The 17731-nt window shown below is 49.6% G+C and carries 14 protein-coding genes; 6 read left to right on the top strand and 8 right to left on the bottom strand.

Going from position 1 to position 17731, the window contains the following annotated elements:
• Window positions 1–31: 31 nt before the first annotated feature.
• From MKX76_RS08415 to MKX76_RS08425, 3 genes are all read right to left on the bottom strand, one after another.
• The gene (locus MKX76_RS08415) at window positions 32–928 is read right to left on the bottom strand and encodes a carbohydrate ABC transporter permease (protein WP_341033460.1); all 897 of its coding nucleotides are present in this window, start codon (window positions 926–928) and stop codon (window positions 32–34) included.
• A 14-nt stretch (window positions 929–942) separates the two neighbouring features.
• Window positions 943–1854 carry an ABC transporter permease gene (locus MKX76_RS08420; protein ID WP_007131382.1) on the bottom strand — a complete coding sequence of 304 codons (912 nt, stop codon included), beginning with the start codon at window positions 1852–1854 and terminating at the stop codon, window positions 943–945.
• Between the two features lie 137 nt (window positions 1855–1991).
• On the bottom strand, window positions 1992–4319 hold the full coding sequence (locus tag MKX76_RS08425; RefSeq protein WP_341033461.1) for a helix-turn-helix domain-containing protein: 2328 nt from the start codon (window positions 4317–4319) through the stop codon (window positions 1992–1994).
• A gap of 352 nt (window positions 4320–4671) precedes the next feature.
• On the opposite strand from MKX76_RS08425, the gene MKX76_RS08430 reads away from it, so the two are divergent.
• The 3 genes from MKX76_RS08430 (at window position 4672) to MKX76_RS08440 (ending at window position 7162) form a co-directional block, all read left to right on the top strand.
• A complete protein-coding gene (locus tag MKX76_RS08430) occupies window positions 4672–5646 on the top strand; it encodes a quinone oxidoreductase family protein (RefSeq protein ID WP_007131380.1) in 975 nt (324 codons plus the stop codon).
• A gap of 158 nt (window positions 5647–5804) precedes the next feature.
• Entirely contained in the window at window positions 5805–6305 is a 501-nt protein-coding gene (locus tag MKX76_RS08435; protein ID WP_007131379.1) for a DUF2243 domain-containing protein, read from the top strand.
• On the top strand, window positions 6302–7162 hold the full coding sequence (locus MKX76_RS08440) for a cytochrome c oxidase assembly protein (protein ID WP_007131378.1): 861 nt from the start codon (window positions 6302–6304) through the stop codon (window positions 7160–7162). Before MKX76_RS08435 ends, MKX76_RS08440 begins: the two co-directional genes overlap by 4 nt.
• On the opposite strand, the gene MKX76_RS08445 is transcribed toward MKX76_RS08440, so the two are convergent.
• From MKX76_RS08445 to MKX76_RS08455, 3 genes are all read right to left on the bottom strand, one after another.
• A complete protein-coding gene (locus MKX76_RS08445; protein ID WP_007131377.1) occupies window positions 7159–8091 on the bottom strand; it encodes a VanW family protein in 933 nt (310 codons plus the stop codon). The genes MKX76_RS08440 and MKX76_RS08445 overlap by 4 nt on opposite strands.
• A gap of 141 nt (window positions 8092–8232) precedes the next feature.
• Window positions 8233–9798 (bottom strand): ATP-binding protein, encoded by a 1566-nt coding sequence (locus MKX76_RS08450; RefSeq protein ID WP_341033462.1) that lies wholly within the window; start codon window positions 9796–9798, stop codon window positions 8233–8235.
• A 182-nt stretch (window positions 9799–9980) separates the two neighbouring features.
• Window positions 9981–10757: a DUF3889 domain-containing protein gene (locus MKX76_RS08455; RefSeq protein WP_007131375.1), complete on the bottom strand. Its 777-nt coding sequence runs from the start codon at window positions 10755–10757 to the stop codon at window positions 9981–9983.
• 170 nt (window positions 10758–10927) lie between these two features.
• On the opposite strand from MKX76_RS08455, the gene MKX76_RS08460 reads away from it, so the two are divergent.
• From MKX76_RS08460 to MKX76_RS08470, 3 genes are read left to right on the top strand one after another with little or no spacing between them, the layout of a single operon-like run.
• The gene (locus MKX76_RS08460; RefSeq protein WP_007131374.1) at window positions 10928–12445 is read left to right on the top strand and encodes a spore germination protein; all 1518 of its coding nucleotides are present in this window, start codon (window positions 10928–10930) and stop codon (window positions 12443–12445) included.
• 3 nt (window positions 12446–12448) lie between these two features.
• Window positions 12449–13528: a GerAB/ArcD/ProY family transporter gene (locus MKX76_RS08465; RefSeq protein ID WP_007131373.1), complete on the top strand. Its 1080-nt coding sequence runs from the start codon at window positions 12449–12451 to the stop codon at window positions 13526–13528.
• 31 nt (window positions 13529–13559) lie between these two features.
• Window positions 13560–14645, top strand: coding sequence for a Ger(x)C family spore germination protein (locus MKX76_RS08470; RefSeq protein ID WP_007131372.1), 1086 nt, complete (start codon window positions 13560–13562; stop codon window positions 14643–14645).
• A gap of 120 nt (window positions 14646–14765) precedes the next feature.
• Here MKX76_RS08470 and MKX76_RS08475 read toward each other — a convergent pair whose 3' ends face one another.
• Together MKX76_RS08475 and MKX76_RS08480 are read right to left on the bottom strand one after the other, a co-directional pair.
• Window positions 14766–15839: an acyl-CoA dehydrogenase gene (locus MKX76_RS08475; RefSeq protein WP_007131371.1), complete on the bottom strand. Its 1074-nt coding sequence runs from the start codon at window positions 15837–15839 to the stop codon at window positions 14766–14768.
• 66 nt (window positions 15840–15905) lie between these two features.
• Window positions 15906–17720, bottom strand: a complete 1815-nt coding sequence (locus MKX76_RS08480; protein WP_341033463.1) for a DUF3658 domain-containing protein — start codon at window positions 17718–17720, stop codon at window positions 15906–15908.
• Window positions 17721–17731 lie beyond the last annotated feature (11 nt).

The following is a 17731-nucleotide window of genomic DNA, read 5'->3' on the forward strand; positions in this document are numbered from 1 at the left end:
AATGACATACCTCCACAATAGTTGGGATAAACTACCCTTTTAAAGAACCGATCATAACCCCCTTAACGAAAAATTTCTGAACGAACGGATACACAATTAACAATGGAACGGACGTAACCACGATCAGGGAATATTTAAGCAGCTCCCGAAGTCCTTGTCTGGCCGCAGCGGTCTTGGCGTCGCCAAGCATTTCGATGTTGATCTCGTTTTGAACGAGAATATCGCGAAGCACCAGCTGAAGCGGATATAAATCGGAGCTTTTTAAATAGATCATGGCATTGAAGTATTGATTCCAATGACCAACGGCATAGAACAATGCGATGACGGCCAAAATCGGCCCCGATAAGGGCATAACGACACTCCGCAGGAACCTTATATCCGAGCAGCCGTCCAGCTGTGACGCCTCCAGCAGCTCATTCGGGATCGTAGTCTGGAAATACGTTCGCATAATAATGACATTCCAGACGGATAGCGCCCCGGGGATCAGCATGGACCAGACGGTATCCATCATCCCTAGATCTTTGACCAGCAGATACGTTGGGATGAGCCCGCCATTAAACAGCATGGTGAATACAAAGAGGAGCATGAATACGCCCCGGCCTCGAAAATCCTTACGGGACAAGGGATATGCCGCCATAACGGATAAAACCAGATTGATGGCCGTTCCTGCCACCGTATACAGCAGGGTATTCATAAAGCCCTTTGCAACCATGGCATTTTTAAATACGGCCCGGTAGCCTTCGAGGGTTGGCTCCACCGGCCACAGCCATACCTTCCCGGAAATCACCGCGCTGCTGGAGCTGAACGAAGCGCTGACCACATAAATTAGCGGATACAGCACCATGATTAGAAATATGGACAATAGGACATAGTTCAAGATCGTAAACACACGATCCGAACCGGATTCCCTCATAGCCGATTTACGCATGCCTTCGTCTCCTTTCACCATAAACTCTCCTGCTTCAGCTTCTTGGCCAATTGATTGACGAGGAGCAGCAGGACGAAACCGATCACCGCCTTGAACAAACCGATCGCGGTGGCATAGGAGAAATTCATCGCCTGAGATACCAGACCGACCTTGTACACGTACGTATCAATGACTTCAGAGGAGCGCAAATTCAGCGCGTTCTGCATCAGCAGTATTTTCTCAAAGCCGGTTTCCAGCAGCTGCCCGGTATTCAAAATAAGCAAAATGACGGCAATAGGCATGATTCCCGGTATATCGATATGCCGCATACGCTGGACCTTCGTAGCCCCATCCATGACGGCAGCTTCATGGAGTGCCGGATCGATGCTTGAAAGCGCAGCCAAAAAAATGATGCAAGAAAAGCCGACGTTCTGCCAAATATGCGACCAGACATAGATCGACTGGAACCATGAGGCTTCCGCCATGAAATGGTACGGCCCCAATCCGAACCAGCCTAATATCGAATTGATCAGCCCGGTCCTAGGATCCAAAAATTGCAGCATCAAGCCGACAAGAACGACCAGTGAGATGAAGTAAGGAGCATATGTAACCATCTGAACCGTATTCTTGAAGCGGCGGTTCTTCACATAATTCAAGCCGAGCGCAAGCAAGATCGGAAACGGAAAACTGGCGATGAGGGTATACAAGCTAATGGAGAATGTGTTCCTCAGCAGCCGCCAAAATTCATGGGAACGGAAGAAACGCTCGAATTGATCGAAACCTGCCCATGGACTTCCGCTAATCCCCTTCGTGACGCTAAACTCTTTAAAAGCAATTTGAGCCCCATACATCGGTACGTACTTAAAAATGATGATGTACAACAGCGGCGGCAAAAACAGCGCGTAGAGCTGCCAGCTTCGAAGCAGCCTTTTCCAACCAATCAGCACCAATCACTCCCATCCATATCAGATTTCGTCCCGGTCCGTGATTGGAGTATATACAGATGCGAGTGGTCGGTAAATCTTCATCTTTCAGGCGTTATGCATCCTTTTAGAATTGCCTTTTTGCACGATTCAAGGAATCTTCATTTCTTTAGATCAGCGGCTGAGCCTCCGCGGGAGATTCGCCTATACTCCGTTGCGCTGATTCCATTCGCTCGCTTGAACGCCCTGCTGAACGTATTTAAGGAGAGATATCCTACAGCAGCTGCAATATCGCTAACCGGCCGATCCGTATGAGACAATTGCTGCTTCGCTTCATTCATCCGGAGGTGTTCCACATAATCCGAGAAGTTCCAGCCCGTTTGTTCCTTGAAAAAATAAGATGCATACGCTTCCGAGGTTTGTGCTTCACGGGCCAGCACCGATAAACTCAAATCGAGTTCCCGAAAGTGCTCTTCGATATAATCAAGCAATAGTTTGGTTAATCGATCATTTCGACTTTTCTTGCTCTCCTCGTAATCCATGCATAATTGAATGATCGCACGGCATACGGCATTCATGGCCTGTGAGGGCGATGAATGAGGGTCCAGGGCTTGGTGGACTGCCCCCATCGCTTCCGATCGGCCATGATCCGGTCGCTGGTGCGGACAGCATTTCATCAGGGTTCCGCATAACTCATGGGCCAGAAGCCGTTCCACTGCAAGCGGCAGCGGACCCTCCCTTCCGTTCTTCTCCTTGATCTGTTCCAGAAGCTGCCGGGTCTCGTTCAGATTGCCGGACTTTACTAGCTGAATCAATCGAAGCTCCTCGTCGGCAGGATAGTAATAGGTGAACGTCGCGGGCTCCATATCAGCGTAAAATTGAATGGGACGATGACGGTTCCACTCAGCATGGTGGAGGACAAATTGTGCTTCTCCGAACGATCGGTAGAGCTCCGTCACTTGGGATAGACTCCCTCCCACCGCAATACATAATCCCGTGTCCGCTATTTCGATCAGTCGCTCATATACTTCCTGAATCCATGATCTTAAGGATGGCTCAAAGCCGGAACTGGCGGCATCCCCGGCCGAACCGGCAAATACCAAAGCCAAACGATTCTCCCCAAGGTCATGCGACAAAATCGTTTCTCCGTACAACGCATGTAGGCAGTCCTGCAGCTTTATTTTCACAATGTCAAGCTCCTTAAGCATGTCTTTCACAAACGGACCTTCATAACCTCGGATTCGTATCATTGCAACCGCGTATTGAGATCCGCGAAGAGTAAGCTGGGAATGCTCCATTGCCGCATCGATTTCCCTGTGCGATGGATAGCCTCCCTTCAAAAGCCTGTCCATGAACACGCTGCGCAAAAGCGGAATCTGCTCAGCAAGCCTTTTCTTCAGAGAATCATGGTTCTCGATTAGCGCCGACAACGTGTAGCCGATAAATTCAACGGAATGTTTGGACGAAGACCTCTTGGAATCTGAGGGAGGTTTCGGTAAGAGGCGCAATATACGCAGAATCGGCCTGCTGCTCCGGTCAGCGAAATAAACGGCCAACGCGAGCCCAAGCAGCAACGCTGACAAGAATACGGCCATCGTCACCCGTTTGATTTCGTAAACCTTCTCTAACACGAGCTGCTTAGGCTGCGCCGATACAAAACTCCAGCCACTGAGTGGGGAGACGGCTCTGGTGACTAACATTTCCTGACCCGTCAGCCGAATGTGGGCATCCCCCTCATCCAAGGGAAGCGCTTTCAATATTTCCGGCCTTTGATCCAGCCCGATTGAGCTGATGATATTCCCGTTCGGGTCCGCAATATACGCGAATCCGCCTTGTCCTGGCGTGAGCTTTCGCAGCATATTTTGAATCTGCTTGTTGTCAAGCATCACGGCGATAACTCCACCACCACCCTTCAATCCAAAAGACTGCATGTAGGTGACCACGGAATACGTTTTTCGTTCATACATGATGCTCCTCTCCGGCAAGTACGTCTTATAATGGTATTCGCCGAACAATTGATGTCTCCAATCCTCATACTTCATCCCCTCATAATGCAGCTGCAGGTTGTAGTATTGTTGGTCAGCGTATACCTTTCGCGGAGAGAGGATCATGCCGCTGTTCTTGTAAGCAACATAATAATCCACGATAAAATGGTTCACCAGCCGGTAATTGAACAAGCTTTTCTCTAAATCCCACAGCTGATATGGACGGGTTCCGCCAAACGGCTCGTTCACAAATTGAAACGACTGAATTTTTGATTCGCTTGTCAACTGTCTTGCAATCGTCTCGATCTCGGCGAGACGTCCGTCAAACGCTTCCTGGATTTGGTTCAGTGCTGCCAAAGTGCTTTTGACCGATTCGTTCTCGACCACGGCCGAGGTTTTGCCGTATGCAAACCACAAGGCCCATAAAGACCCAAGCAGAATCAATGCATACGGAATAAAGAAGCGAAACAGCAGCGCTGCATGATCTCCGGAAACGTTTCTCATCACGATGCTCCCCTTTCCTTTAAAGATATCATCAATATAGCAAAGGAAAAGCGCCGAGTCAGTAGACCAAAAGACCGTGACTTGACCTGCCTGGCTGATGCGCAAATGGGTTCGGTGTTGAGCAATTGGCTTCGGCAAGAATAAAAGCGAGCTTGCTCGGACTCGAAATATATTTTACATAACATACATTATGTTAACTTTATCCCTAGCCTATCTAAATTCCTAAAAAAGTAAATTCATTAACCGGCTGTTAGAACGATTCCTCTTTCGCATAATAACATGTCAATTATTGACGTGTTATTATGATAAGTTAGTTTTTGCAAGGGAGAACTCATTTATTGGAGGGGTAGTCATGAATAAACATTTGAATACAATGAGGGCTGCAGTGCTTCATCGGTTTGGCGGGCCAGATGAACTGATCCATCAGGAGGTTGATGTGCCCACGATCGGTCCTGAAGATGTATTGATTGGAGTTGCTTATGCCGGTCTTGGAGAGTGGGATGCCTTCGAACGACAAGGCGGATATGCAGAAATGCTGAACCTGGAATCAGAATTCCCTTATATTCTCGGTTCCGAAGGTTCAGGAATCGTGATTGCACGTGGGGAGAAGGTGACTAATGTTGACTTGGGAGATCAGGTATATGCACCTGCCTTTCTGAATCCTAATGGCGGCTTCTATGCGGAATATGCAACCGTCAATGCTAAGTATGTGTCCCGAATTCCGGATGAATTAACCATGAAGGAAGCGGCAGTTATTTCCGGAGTCGGAATTACCGCATTGCGCGGGCTGGAGGATGTATTGCAACTTCGAGGCGGGGAGTCTATTCTCATCTTCGGCGCCAGCGGCGGGGTTGGACATATCGCCGTGCAGTTGGCGAAGGCTATGGGAGTCCGTGTATTCGCGGTTGCTTCGGGTGAAGACGGAGTTGCCGTGCTCAAGAAACTTGGCTGCGATGCTATTGTAAACGGCAAAGATAGGGACATCTCTTCGAAGGCAAGGAAATTTGCGCCGTCTGGATTCGATGCAGCTATGTTTACCGCGGGGGGAGATGCGGCTAATGCTGCCGTCAACTGTCTCCGTAAAGGCGGACGACTCGTATACCCTCACGGGATACGCCCTGAATTACGGATACCCGCTGGAATCAGAGCTGCTGGATACAACGGGGAACCCGATCCCGAGATTATTGCCCGTCTTCATCGATATATCTCACAGTATAAGTTAACCGTTCATATCGATCATATTTTTGAACTAGAGGACGCCAATAAGGCACATGCTGCCCTACAAAAACATTATGTCGGGAAAATTTGTCTAAAAGTGAACCCCTAACGAACCAGGATTAGAAACCTTCAAGAACTCGACGGGTGATGCCTGATTCGGTTTTTCGTGGATTAACCGATTCACAATCGGGTTAAACTTGGAGTAGATGTGGTCACCTAATCTCTAAATCTACCGAGCATACCAATTGCGAATGAGGGAAAACGAGAATGAAACCAAACGAATCTGCTAGTGATCATCGGAAGGAACGCGAAAAATACGCTTCGCGCAATTTGTGGACAGGAATCCTGTTTGGACTGGGGCTGGTCGCTTTTATCGACGAGGTTGTATTTCACCAGCTGCTGCACTGGCATCATTTTTATGACAAATCGACCAAGGATATCGGTCTCGTATCGGACGGTTTATTCCATGCGTTCAGCTGGTTTGCGACCATTGCCTCTTCCTTTATGCTGGCCGATCTTCATCGGCGGCACGCCTTTTGGCTAATAAAATGGCTGGGAGGTATTCTGCTTGGCGGCGGCGTATTCCAGCTCTACGACGGCATCATCCAGCATAAGCTGATGCGTCTGCATCAGATTCGCTATAACGTCGATATCCGCCCTTATGACTGGGTGTGGAATGTGATTGCTGCGTTGATGATCGTGGCCGGTCTAGTTCTAATTTTCCGCACGCGTCATGCCCGCACGTATACGGAAGGAGCTGAATCATGATGGTCCATTATCTTTACAGCGATACGGGAGCATTTAGCGATCATCATGAACATGGAGCACATTCAGATGCGTATAGTTTCAGCTTTGAAGGAGATTGGGCGGGGCTTCTCCTTCTCTTGTTATGTATCGGTGTATATGTTGCTGCCGCTCTCACTACCCATCGCCATCACCGTTCATGGCCGCTGCATCGGTATTTAAGCTGGACCGCCGGCATTTTATGTGTCATGCTCTCGGTCGCGGGTCCACTCGCCCGGAGCTCTCATCAATCTTTCCAAAACCATATGCTGGTCCATCTGTTGCTCGGCATGCTGGCCCCCATATTGATTGCGTATGCAAAACCTGTAACGCTGCTGCTTCGCGCAATGCCGGTGCCGTCTGCACGAAAGTTATCACGCGTGCTCAAAAGCAAAGCGGTGCATATGATCGTCCACCCTTGGGTTGCAGCAATATGGAATATCGGCGGTATGTGGCTTCTTTATATGACAGATCTTTTTCATCTGATGCATCAATACCGGCTGTTGTACGCGGTCATCCATTTCCATTTGTTCGCAGCGGGGTATCTGTTCACGATTTCCATCCTCTATATCGATCTAACTTCACGGCGCCATAGCTTCCGGAACAGGGCGATTACTTTAATACTTGCAGCTGCCGGCCACTCAATCCTGTCGAAAGCCATCTATGCCTATCCCCCGGTCGGGGTGCCCCGTGAAGCGGCGGAGCAGGGTGGCATGCTTATGTATTATGGGGGCGGAGCCGTCGAGCTTGTCCTGATGTTCGCATTATGCGCCCACTGGTTCAAGTCCGTTTCTCCATCCCCACGTTCCAAGAAGGTCCTCCATCGTTCCGGCATCTCTTAATCCCGGCTTACCGGATCGTGATCATGGGGTTCATCCTTCGTTTCTTCCGGTAAACGCCTCGACATGCTCGGAACCTCCCTTGGCTTATATTCAATGAACTCGGAAGAATAAACCGACACGGTCATCTTTCCTCCGCCGGAAAAGGCGCGGATCAGGATGGGCTCGTTGTACGCGTTCTCGAACACAAAATCCGGGCCTCCCCAGCTGACCGTTGCATCCCGTCCGGGAGGCACATAAGGCACGTTGCGGCTGTGGGAATAACGCTGTACGATTTTTAGACCGGCCCGATCGATCGCATTAAACAAGGTAGAGGACACCTGGCATATTCCTCCGCCCACCCCTTCCGATAATTCTCCCCGAACGATAACCGGTGCAGGCAAATAGCCCCGGCTCGGCGTCCTGATCCCGACAACCTTGTTGAACGAGAAGACTTCGCCTGGAAAGACGACGAAGCTGTCAATCGCTTTGGACGCGAGATTGATATTATGGGTACGGTTCCTATTGCGGGAATTATAATAAGTCACATAATACCCGATCGGCTTGACGCGGATGGAGGCCAGAACTTCGCTGTCCACCTTGGGGTAAATCGGAAGTCTGGGCGCTTCGATTGTCGCAGGCCCAGTGCCATAACGATATGCCTGATACTGCTCCAGCAATTTTCCACGGTGAAGCCTGTAGCCGTTCTGTCCCGGGATAATTTGTCCGTTGCTGCCGATCCTCGCGTTCTGTGCCTCATGATAGATTTTCTGGTCTACTTGTTCGACCCACGCCTCGTACTTCTCCATGTCCATCAGCGGAAACACGTCTAGAGCGTGCTCTTCCCGATTGACAGTCGATATCACATTCCCGTCATTCGTAATCGTCAATTGACCTGTATCCTGGCCGCTCTGCAGCAGCAGCAAAATCGCAGCAATCGATATCCATTTCAAGATTCATCCCACGCGCTTCTTATCAAGTTCCTCATCCTTCCTGCATCTCCTTGGCATGCATCCGTTAATCTTTCTTCACCTATGTATTATGAATGCAATGCTGCCAATTCATTCAGATACCGGAAGTTCCAAAGATCTCCTTTAAGATATTGGGAATGTGAGGGTGAACACCGTTCCGACATTCAGCTGACTATGCACCATGATCTTTCCCCCATGATCCTCCACGATTTTTTGACAGAGCGACAACCCCAAACCCGTACCCTCCTCCTTGGTCGTATAGAATGGATCGAAGATTTTGGGGAGGTCTTCCTCTGCGATGCCCTTCCCCGTGTCCTCCACCTCGATGATCGCCTTACCGCCTGCTGTGAGCATCGAGAGCTTCACCACGCCTGCCTGATCCATGGCTTGAAAGGAATTTCGGATCAGATTGATCAGAACTTGAATGATTTTGTCGCGGTCCATCCGAATTAGGATGGCTTGATCCGGCAGATCCATCGTCAACACATGGCCGTGTGAAACCGCCTCCGATTCACATAAGGAGAATACGCGTGTCAGGCAATCGGTCATCGATTCAACCTTGATATTACTTGCATGGGGCTTGGAAAAATGCAGGAACTCCGCCGTCAATTCCCCCACTCTTGTAATCTCGCCCATAATCACTTCATACCAAGGCTGTATATTATAATTCTTCGTTTTGGACAGCTGAATGAATCCCTTAATGGAGGTTAGCGGATTCCGAATTTCGTGAGCCATGCCGGCAGCAAGTTCCCCGACCGTCTTCATCTTCTCGGTTCGAAGCAGCTCCTCTTGGCTTCTTAACCAGGAGTTTCGCCGCATTTGAAAAACGCGTTCCTCCGCCTTGCTCACCAATTCTTGAAATGTCTTCGCTTCGTGAGGGTAGCATGTGATGCTATAGGTTACCTTGATTCCGATGTGATCAAATTTAAACAGACTTCTGTCAATTTGGACATGTTCTGGCAGCAGAATCGCGAAGCGGTCACCCGCGTAACGAGAAGCTGCGAGCATGTTCCCGGCAAACAGGGTGCGAATCGCTCGGGTGAGGCTAATTAGAATTTCATTCGCGGTTGCGATATCCTGGGCATTCAACGATTGGAAATTGTTGATGTCAAGAAGGACGAGCTGGAAGGGCTTCTTCGCCTCAATGGTATGCTGAACCTTGTGCAAATAGCCGTCATAATTCAAGAGGCCGGTAAGGGGGTCATGGAAGATCAGATAATCGTTATGCATATGCAGCTGTTTCTTCTCGGACTCCAGTGAGTTAACCAAATGGAAGGATATGACGATCACAAACAAAGCAAGCCCGTCAAAGATGGAGACGAGCAGGTTATATTGGGTAAAAGGCATATAGGACAAGCGAATCGCGGAATATTGAATAAGCATCAAAAGGCAAATCGGGATCATTTCCTTGAAATGCTTCTTCTTATGGATCAAATTAATCATCAGGATGTAATACAGCAGAATACACCAGTTCAATTGGGTTGCTAGGTGAAAGGCGCCAAGAAACAAGGGCTGCATGAATCGGAGCCATTTCAATTTTCGATCGAATATAACCGAGCCGTATAGAAGAACCGCCATCGTGACCATCCATCCAATCCGATCCGAGAGGTCCATCAGAACGGAAGACAGGATAATCAATAGAGTGATGATAGGAATAAATAGGAGCTTAAGAACAACAATAAGCGGCACGACGATCACTCCTAAAACACGATGTACTTGACAAATAAATGTGGATAAAGAAGCACGACGATCCGAAGGAAACTATCACCAAATATGGTACAACAATAAATCACATCTGAACAGCAAAAAAAAGGGCCTTATTTCCCCTTGCACGAAAAAACGCAGCCGAATGACTGCGTTGATTCAAGACTTCAAGCCTCTTCATAAACTATAGAAACCAGCTGCCTTGTTGCAGGATGATACCGAACGGTTACATACACCCCGAATTCCCGATTCCCTTTTCGAAGCCACAGCTTGAATTTCTCTTCAGCCAAGTCACGGGATAAGGTTTTACGCCCCATATAAAGATAATCCACCACATCCATTCCGTATTTCTTGCCGGTTTCCTTGATGGCAACGGCTCCCCACTGGGCATATGCGGGATCCGTTCGCTTTACGTAACGAATATGCGATTTCGCTATCGAGGTTAAATGCTTTTCTTCAATCTTCGACTCAGGCCGATATGAGCTGCTCAAAAGATACTGCCATTTCCCTTTTGTGTATGTCAGTAGTTGAAGGGAACGATCAGGGCCTTGATAGTAACGCCCCAGCGTATCTTCATCAATTGGAACCTCAGTGAAAGGCAAATACGCAAGCTTCGGACCGTGACCTGCAGGATAAACCTCCAAATGGTACTCGTTCTCCGGCTTCGACGAATGAATGTATTGGATATCAAGATGCGGTTCCACGCTGCCGGTATCCATACATTGGCCAAACAAGTGCGTGAATTCAACCGGAGGCAGCTCGATCGGCAGCGGGATTCGGCCTGCTCCAAAATGCTCCTGGCAAGAATTCACCGCATCCACGATACTATGTGCTCCCGATTCCAGCATCTGGTACTGAAATTGCTGCAGGTCTTCTGAGTCCGTCCCGCCACCCGGCTCTAAACTGAGCAGCAGCATTCCGGCCAATATCACTCGATCTAGCATTTCTGCTCTCCCCTCCATGACAAATAGGATCCCTAAAGCATCCGCATGTGCCTAACATTCCCGTCAAACAGCATCTTATACAAGATCATGGTCTCTCTTGGATAAAAAACGGTCCGGGTACGCAAACTGTGAACAGAATGTGTATAAAAGATGCGGAGGCGAAAGATCCAATGGGGAAATGGAAGGGAATGCTGAATTCGATATTCATTGAGGATCCTCTGACATCGGACATTGATTCGGAGAAAGATTTAGATTCGCCAAGTAAGCTTCAAGCTGAAGAGGAGCAGCCGCCTGTTACCCTTAGTCATATCCTTGATCAGTTCGACGAATCGGCGGATTTCGTCCATAACGTTTACCATGAGGAACGGATGCATGTATTGTACTTCAGCCACATGGTGAATGAAGACCGCTTGGAGCGAGATTTCTTGCCGCTGCTGGTTCAATCGGAGAATCCGCTGCAGCTCCTTGAGACGCAGTCGATATACAAGCTTGTGACTGTATCGAAGCAGTGCGTGGAAGGAATCTTATCCGGCATGGCTGCCATTATCTATGATCAAAAAGCCTTCTTGCTCGATGTTATCTTCCCAGCCTCCCGAACCGTTGCGGAATCGGAGACGGAAACGGTAATCATCGGCCCTCACGAAGCATTTACCGAGCAGGCTTACACCAACTTGTCTTTGATTCGCAAGAGAGTCCAGAGCTCCCATTTAAAGGTGATCCAGCTGGCCGTCGGCGAAGTCACCAAATCCGATGTCTATGTTCTCTATATTAAAGACATCGCTAATCCCAAATATGTCAAGGATGTGATCGAGCGCATCCAGGATGTCGAAATTGACGCGATTCATGATACCAACATGCTGATCCAGTGCATCGACGACCACCCCCGTTCGGTGTTCTCGCAGTTCCTTACCACGGAGCGTCCGGACACCATCGCATCCAAGCTCGTTTCGGGACGCGTTGTATGCCTGATGGACGGAAGCCCGACCGCTTTCAGCGCACCGTCCAGCTTCTTCGAATTCTTCTCCTCCTCCGATGATTATTATCAACGCTGGAGCATCGGAACGGCCACGCTGCTTCTCCGGTTTCAGGCACTTATCATAACGCTTGTATTGACGGCGCTCTATGTTTCGGTCACTTCGTTCCACTACGAAATGATCCCGGAGAATTTAATCCTCACCTTGACCGAGTCCAGAAGCAAAGTGCCGTTTCCGCCGATCTTCGAAGCTTTATTAATGGAAACGACAATTGAGTTATTAAGGGAAGCCGGGGCAAGACTGCCGACTAAGATCGGCCAGACCATCGGCATCGTAGGCGGTATCGTTATCGGACAGGCCGCCGTGCAAGCCGGTCTGACCAGCAACATTCTCATTATTGCAGTCGCTTCGTCCGCAATAGCTTCCTTCGTTATCCCCAATTACGTGATGAGCGCCTCCTTCCGGCTCCTCCGGTTTCTGTTAATCATTTTAGCCGGATTGTGGGGAAACCTGGGATTGGCGATTGGCATGGCTTGGATCGTAATCCATCTCAGCGGATTAACGAGCATCGGAACGTCCTATTTGTCGCCGGTTGCTCCCTTCGAGCCCTACGACTGGAGGGACGTCTTTTTGAGAGCGCCCTTTAGCATGCTTGGCAGACGCCCGTCGCAGGCGAGATCCAAGAATAAGATCAAATTAAAAATGAGAAGGTGACGCATGTTGAGAGAAAAATTGTCACAGTTCCATACGATGATCCTGATCTATATGATTCAGACTGGGGTGTATGTATTCAGCATCGCTCAGAACGAAGCTCAATTTTTCGGGACCAACGGCTGGCTCAGCGTCATACCGATCTCCATCCTGGTCTGCCTGAACATCTATTTGATCTCCATCGTCTATCGGCTTGGTGAAGGCAGATCCATCTTTGATATTTTGGAACAAAGCATTCCGAAGTTTATTCTCGTTCCCTTCTATCTAGCGATCTCTTTAGTGTGGTCGCTTATCGGCTGCCTCGTTGCCAAGCAGTACGTGCTGATTTTTCAGATGTTCGCGTTTCCGACGACCAATCCGATGGTGTTTAAGTTCTTTATTGACGTTCTCGCTTTTTTGCTGTTAACGAAAGGGCTGTACAACATCTCGAAAGCATCTACGGTATTCTTTTGGTCCACGATATGGTTGAACCTGCTGATGCTGTATTATGTCGGGGAATTTAAGCTCGAACGGCTGACCCCATATGTATTCCAAGATGGAGGAAATATGGTCGAGGGCTTCTTCCAAATCTACCTCGCTTATCTCGGCTATGAGCTGTGTATGCTCCTGTTTCCCTATGCCGACAAAAAGACCAAATTGATGAAAGCGGCCCTCTATGGCCATCTCATCCGCACTGCGTCCTATGTCATTATGAGCTTTGTTTCATTCGGGGTCATCGGGCATGAGCTGCTGAAGCAAATGCTGTTTCCTTTATTGGATCTGCTGGCTTATATCAAGCTTCCTTTCATTGAACGAATCGAGAACCTCTTCTACGGATTCTTTCTGTTCACGACGGTCATCACGCTGGTTATGTACTTCTGGGCCGCCGGAGAAAGCACCCGCCGTGTTTTTCCGAGGATCAAAATCAACGTTCACTATTTCTGCATTACGCTCGTTGCGTTCATGCTCTCCTTTATCCCGAAGGTACTGGATACGATCCGAGATTGGATTATGATCCTCGGCTATATTCAGATGGGGTTCGCGTATGTCTTGCCGTTGCTGTTAATCATTCTGCTGCTCGTGCAGCGGCGTAAAAAGGCGGTGTAAGCCTTGAAGCTCAAAAAAAAAGCTTTGCGTCATGCTTCTTCTGTTAATCATGCTACCTTTAAACGCCTGCGGCGATCAGCGAGTATTAGAGGACCTGGGGCTTATCCAAACGGTTAGCTATGATCTGCTGCCGAGCGGTCAGCTGGATATTTCCGTTTCGATCCCTCAAGCCGACCCCGAAACCACGTCGCAACGGGAAGTGTTGTCAGCTTCAGCCAACAGCAGCAAAGAAGCGAAAATGATGATGTCGAGAAAGACTGGCATGCTCCTCGTAAGCGGCCAGATCCGAAACGTTCTTTTTGGAGAGTCACTGGCCCGCAGCGGGCTCAAGGGTCATCTGGATGCGTTGATTCGGGATCCCTCCATCTCTTCCCAAATCAAGATTAGCGTCGTAGATGGCAATGCGGGCGAGCTGCTGCGGGACAACTATGCACAGCATCCAAGAACCGGAAGATATATCGATATGCTGCTTGAGAAGGAATCCCAGGGACAGACGATACCGAAGGTTACGCTCTTTAACTTCCAACGGGATTACTTCGATGAAGGCGTTGACCCGATCGCGCCGTTGATCCGTAGGCAGGACAGCAGCTATGTGACAACCAACGGCATCGCTCTATTCAGGGATGACAAGCACGTCGCGAGGATCGAGCCGAAGGATTCGTTGGTGTTTGCCTTTTTGAAAGGCAAGTTCAGGGAAGGTGAAATCAGCATCGACCTGACAGCTCCCGGGGAATCCAAGGAGATCGTCATGTTCAGCTCGATCACCAGCTCGAGAAAAATCAAAGTATCCCAAGGAACCGACGGAGCAAAGAAAATCAAAATCGAAGTGAATATAACCGGCTCCGTGCTAGAGTACCTTGGTGATCTGAGGCTTAGTGATGAGCGGGAACGGAAGCTGCTCGAGCATAGAGTCAGTCAATACATCCACAAACGGGCAGATGCGATCATCGGTCTTATGAAAGAGAACAAACTAGATAATCTGGGGATCGGCAGGTATGTCCGGAATCGAGTTGGCTTCAAGCAGTGGCAGAAGATGAAATGGCGGGAGGAAATTCCGAAGCTTCAGGTGGAAAGCTCCATCCATGTGAAGATCAAGGATTACGGCAAGTTTCGATAAACGGATGGCCCAGGACAGGGGTCTTGGTTCTTGAAATCAATCCAACCCTGAGCTGGCAGCTCAGGGTTGTCATCTATAATCGATATTCTTATACGTTCCCGTTCAATCCTTCATCTTATATTAAGCATAGCTTCGCAGCAGTGAATGAGAGCATGCGGTTTGAAGATCCCTCCAGCACCGGTTAACTTCGCTATCTTCCATTGCCGCTGTTAAACCAAGCAGAGGAAACAACGTTTGACCGCAGGTTCTCGCGGTGTTGGCTGCGCCGATGCTGGCGGTGGTTACTGCAGCTTCGGTCTCAACCGATAGCTTTCCTTGCTGAAGCAGCTCGCGCCAAGAAGTCTCAACCGTTTCATAAAAGTTGACTTCACCGTCTCGAAGGAAGCCGGAATGCTCTTTCAGCTTGTCCATCACATAAGCTTCGCTTCCTTTCGCTTCAGCCAGAGCTTCAGCGGCAGCAAGGAAATGCTCGGCGATTCCGATCGCAACCGCGGCGAAGGAAACCTGCGCGAATGGCAGGAACGGATAACGGTAGATGGCCTCATGTTCATAACTCTTCATCTCATCGAACAGGAAAGTTCGGTTATCCGGGACGAAGACGTCCTCGGCGATCATCGTGTGGCTTGCCGTCGCACGAAGACCGAAGGCGTTCCAATCCGGTAGGATGCGGATTTGCTCTGGCCGGAATGCAAAAGCACGAATCTCTTGAGCTTCTGCTCCTGATGGTAATTCACTTGCTTTGGCAGATTCATTCCCGGAGTCGATGACGGCATTGGCCGTGAAGGTGGTCGCATAGGTCGAGCCGCTGCAATACTTCCACCTTCCGCTGACCCGATACCCGCCTTCAACCCGCCTCGCCGTTCCGGTCGGCATCCCGCTTCCCGCGATCACCGCATCACGCCTTGCGAATATCTCCCTGCTGACGTCTTGTTCCAGCAGCGCCGCGAAAAAACCGCCCCCTGCACCAATGGTTACCATCCAGCCCAGGTTGCCGTCGATCCGAGAACACGCCTGGAACAGGCGAGCTGCCTCCGGCAGCGCCGTCATTCTTCCCTCGAGCTCATCGGGTACGAAGAGATGGAACAGCCGCTCATCGTATATGAAATCCAGCACTTCCTTCGGGATACGCCTGAACTTGTCCATCTCAAGGGAAAACTGTCTTACTGAGTCGATCAATTGTTGAGTATAAAGCATGATGATTCCTCCGTTATTTCGATTCCTTAATCGATTCCTGATCGTTGACTACAACTTGCTAATGATCTATTTCTCTTCACTTTCCATCATTGCCTGCATCGCTTGCACTAGTTTCTCTATAAGCTCAACCCGATTCCGGTCATGCGGCTGCTGGGTAAGGATCAGTTGTTGAAGCAAGGCGGGCATCCCCTTGTCGGCATAATCGGCCGGCATATTCGGCAGACCGAGATCCAGATCCCTCCAATTGATCCCCTTAAGCTGCTCGATTATACTTCGCTCTCGAAGATTAATTTCGGCCAATTCGCCTAGCAGCGTTCTCAGCTTAACGATCCCGGCAAGACGATGATGGCTTTCCGATTGCTGATCGGAATGGCCGGAATCAACCAGCGATACGCTGTAATTGCGCATCGCGTCAAGGCTGCCTTCATAAACCAAGGCACCCTCATTAATCAGATGGCGTACCCGGTACTCGATAAACGAATCGCCGGTATCAATCTCTGCCGATCCGATCACTTCACCTACAACTCGCGAGGATTTCCTAAAATGCCCGAATCGGGCCTCCACGCGGTAAACGGCCTTCAATATCTTTTCATCATAATAAGACTCTGGAACCGTAATAAGCTCCCCGTTCTGGAGAATGCGAAGCGTGCCGTTTTCGCCCAGTAGACGAAACCAATCCTGACGATAACGTTCCTGATCTTCCACGGATAACCTCATGATTCCATCAGGCAGATCCAGGACCTTTTGAAGTTCGCAGGGCGTTATCTCGCCCGTATTTTTATATCGGATATCCGGGTTCCGTTGATGCAGCACTTTCGTCGCATTCACGTGGTAAAGCTCGGGATGACCGGGAAGATGTGAAAGCAATCGCCGGAGACCAAGCAATTCTTTCGCAGAATCCCCGGCCCAAATGAAGCATGGCACTGCGGTTAACTGCTCGGGCCAGACCTCCCATCGGATAGCAGCCTCAAGCTGGATCAGCTTCCACTCGTCCGCCGTTAATCCATTGTATCGCTCTTCATACCACCGAATCCGTTCCGCGAAGGATTCATAAAGGCGCTCAGCGTCCGGCAAAGGTCCTACCATCAAATTGCCGTCCAGGACGATGACAAGCTCGTCGGGCCGTGAACGAAGACTGATCCTTAACGAGCCGGCAGTGGACGTATCAAATGCTACATGAACACATGAGACTTTTCCTCTGAAGAGGGGCGACTCCCTAAGATAAGCTTCATTTCCGAGCTCCCATTCGTTGTCGAACGCCTTCCTAAAATACTGCATGCCTTGATGCCTTCCCTCGGCCAATAGCCGAGCAGCATCCGTATTCATCAGATCCTTCAGCTTCAGCAGCTTCTCGTCAAAATGATTGATTGCGGTACTTTCGCCCTTCCGGTATTCATCTCGAGTCATATGATCACGGGGCATTATGGAAGGGTCATATATTTTCTGACCCTTCCACCCGGAATAAGCAAAGGTTCGTGCAATGCCAATGGCGCCGAGAGCGTCCAGGCGATCAGCATCCTGAACGATTTTCCCCTCCAATGTGGTCATCCCGGCACCCGTTCCTCCGGCATAAGACATGTTAGCGATGATCGAGAGAATATGAGCCCTGTCATCCCGATCTACACCGGCCTGCGCCATCCATGCCTCCAACCTTCCGATGGCTGCCTCCTTCGAGTCGTTCAATTTCTCGTCCGCTACATCATGGAGAAGTGAAGCCAGTTCGCATAGAAAGGCATTCGCACCTTCAAATACCGCCAGCATCCGTGCAAGACGGCTCACTCGTTTGACATGCCACCAATCATGACCGCTTGCGTCGTTCTCATGCACCGATCGGGCAAATTCCTCGGCCTTACGAAGAATATGGATTTTTTCCGCTTCCATTTCAGGCATCT

Source organism: Paenibacillus sp. FSL R5-0810 (assembly GCF_038002285.1).
GTDB lineage: Bacteria > Bacillota > Bacilli > Paenibacillales > Paenibacillaceae > Paenibacillus_AQ > Paenibacillus_AQ lactis.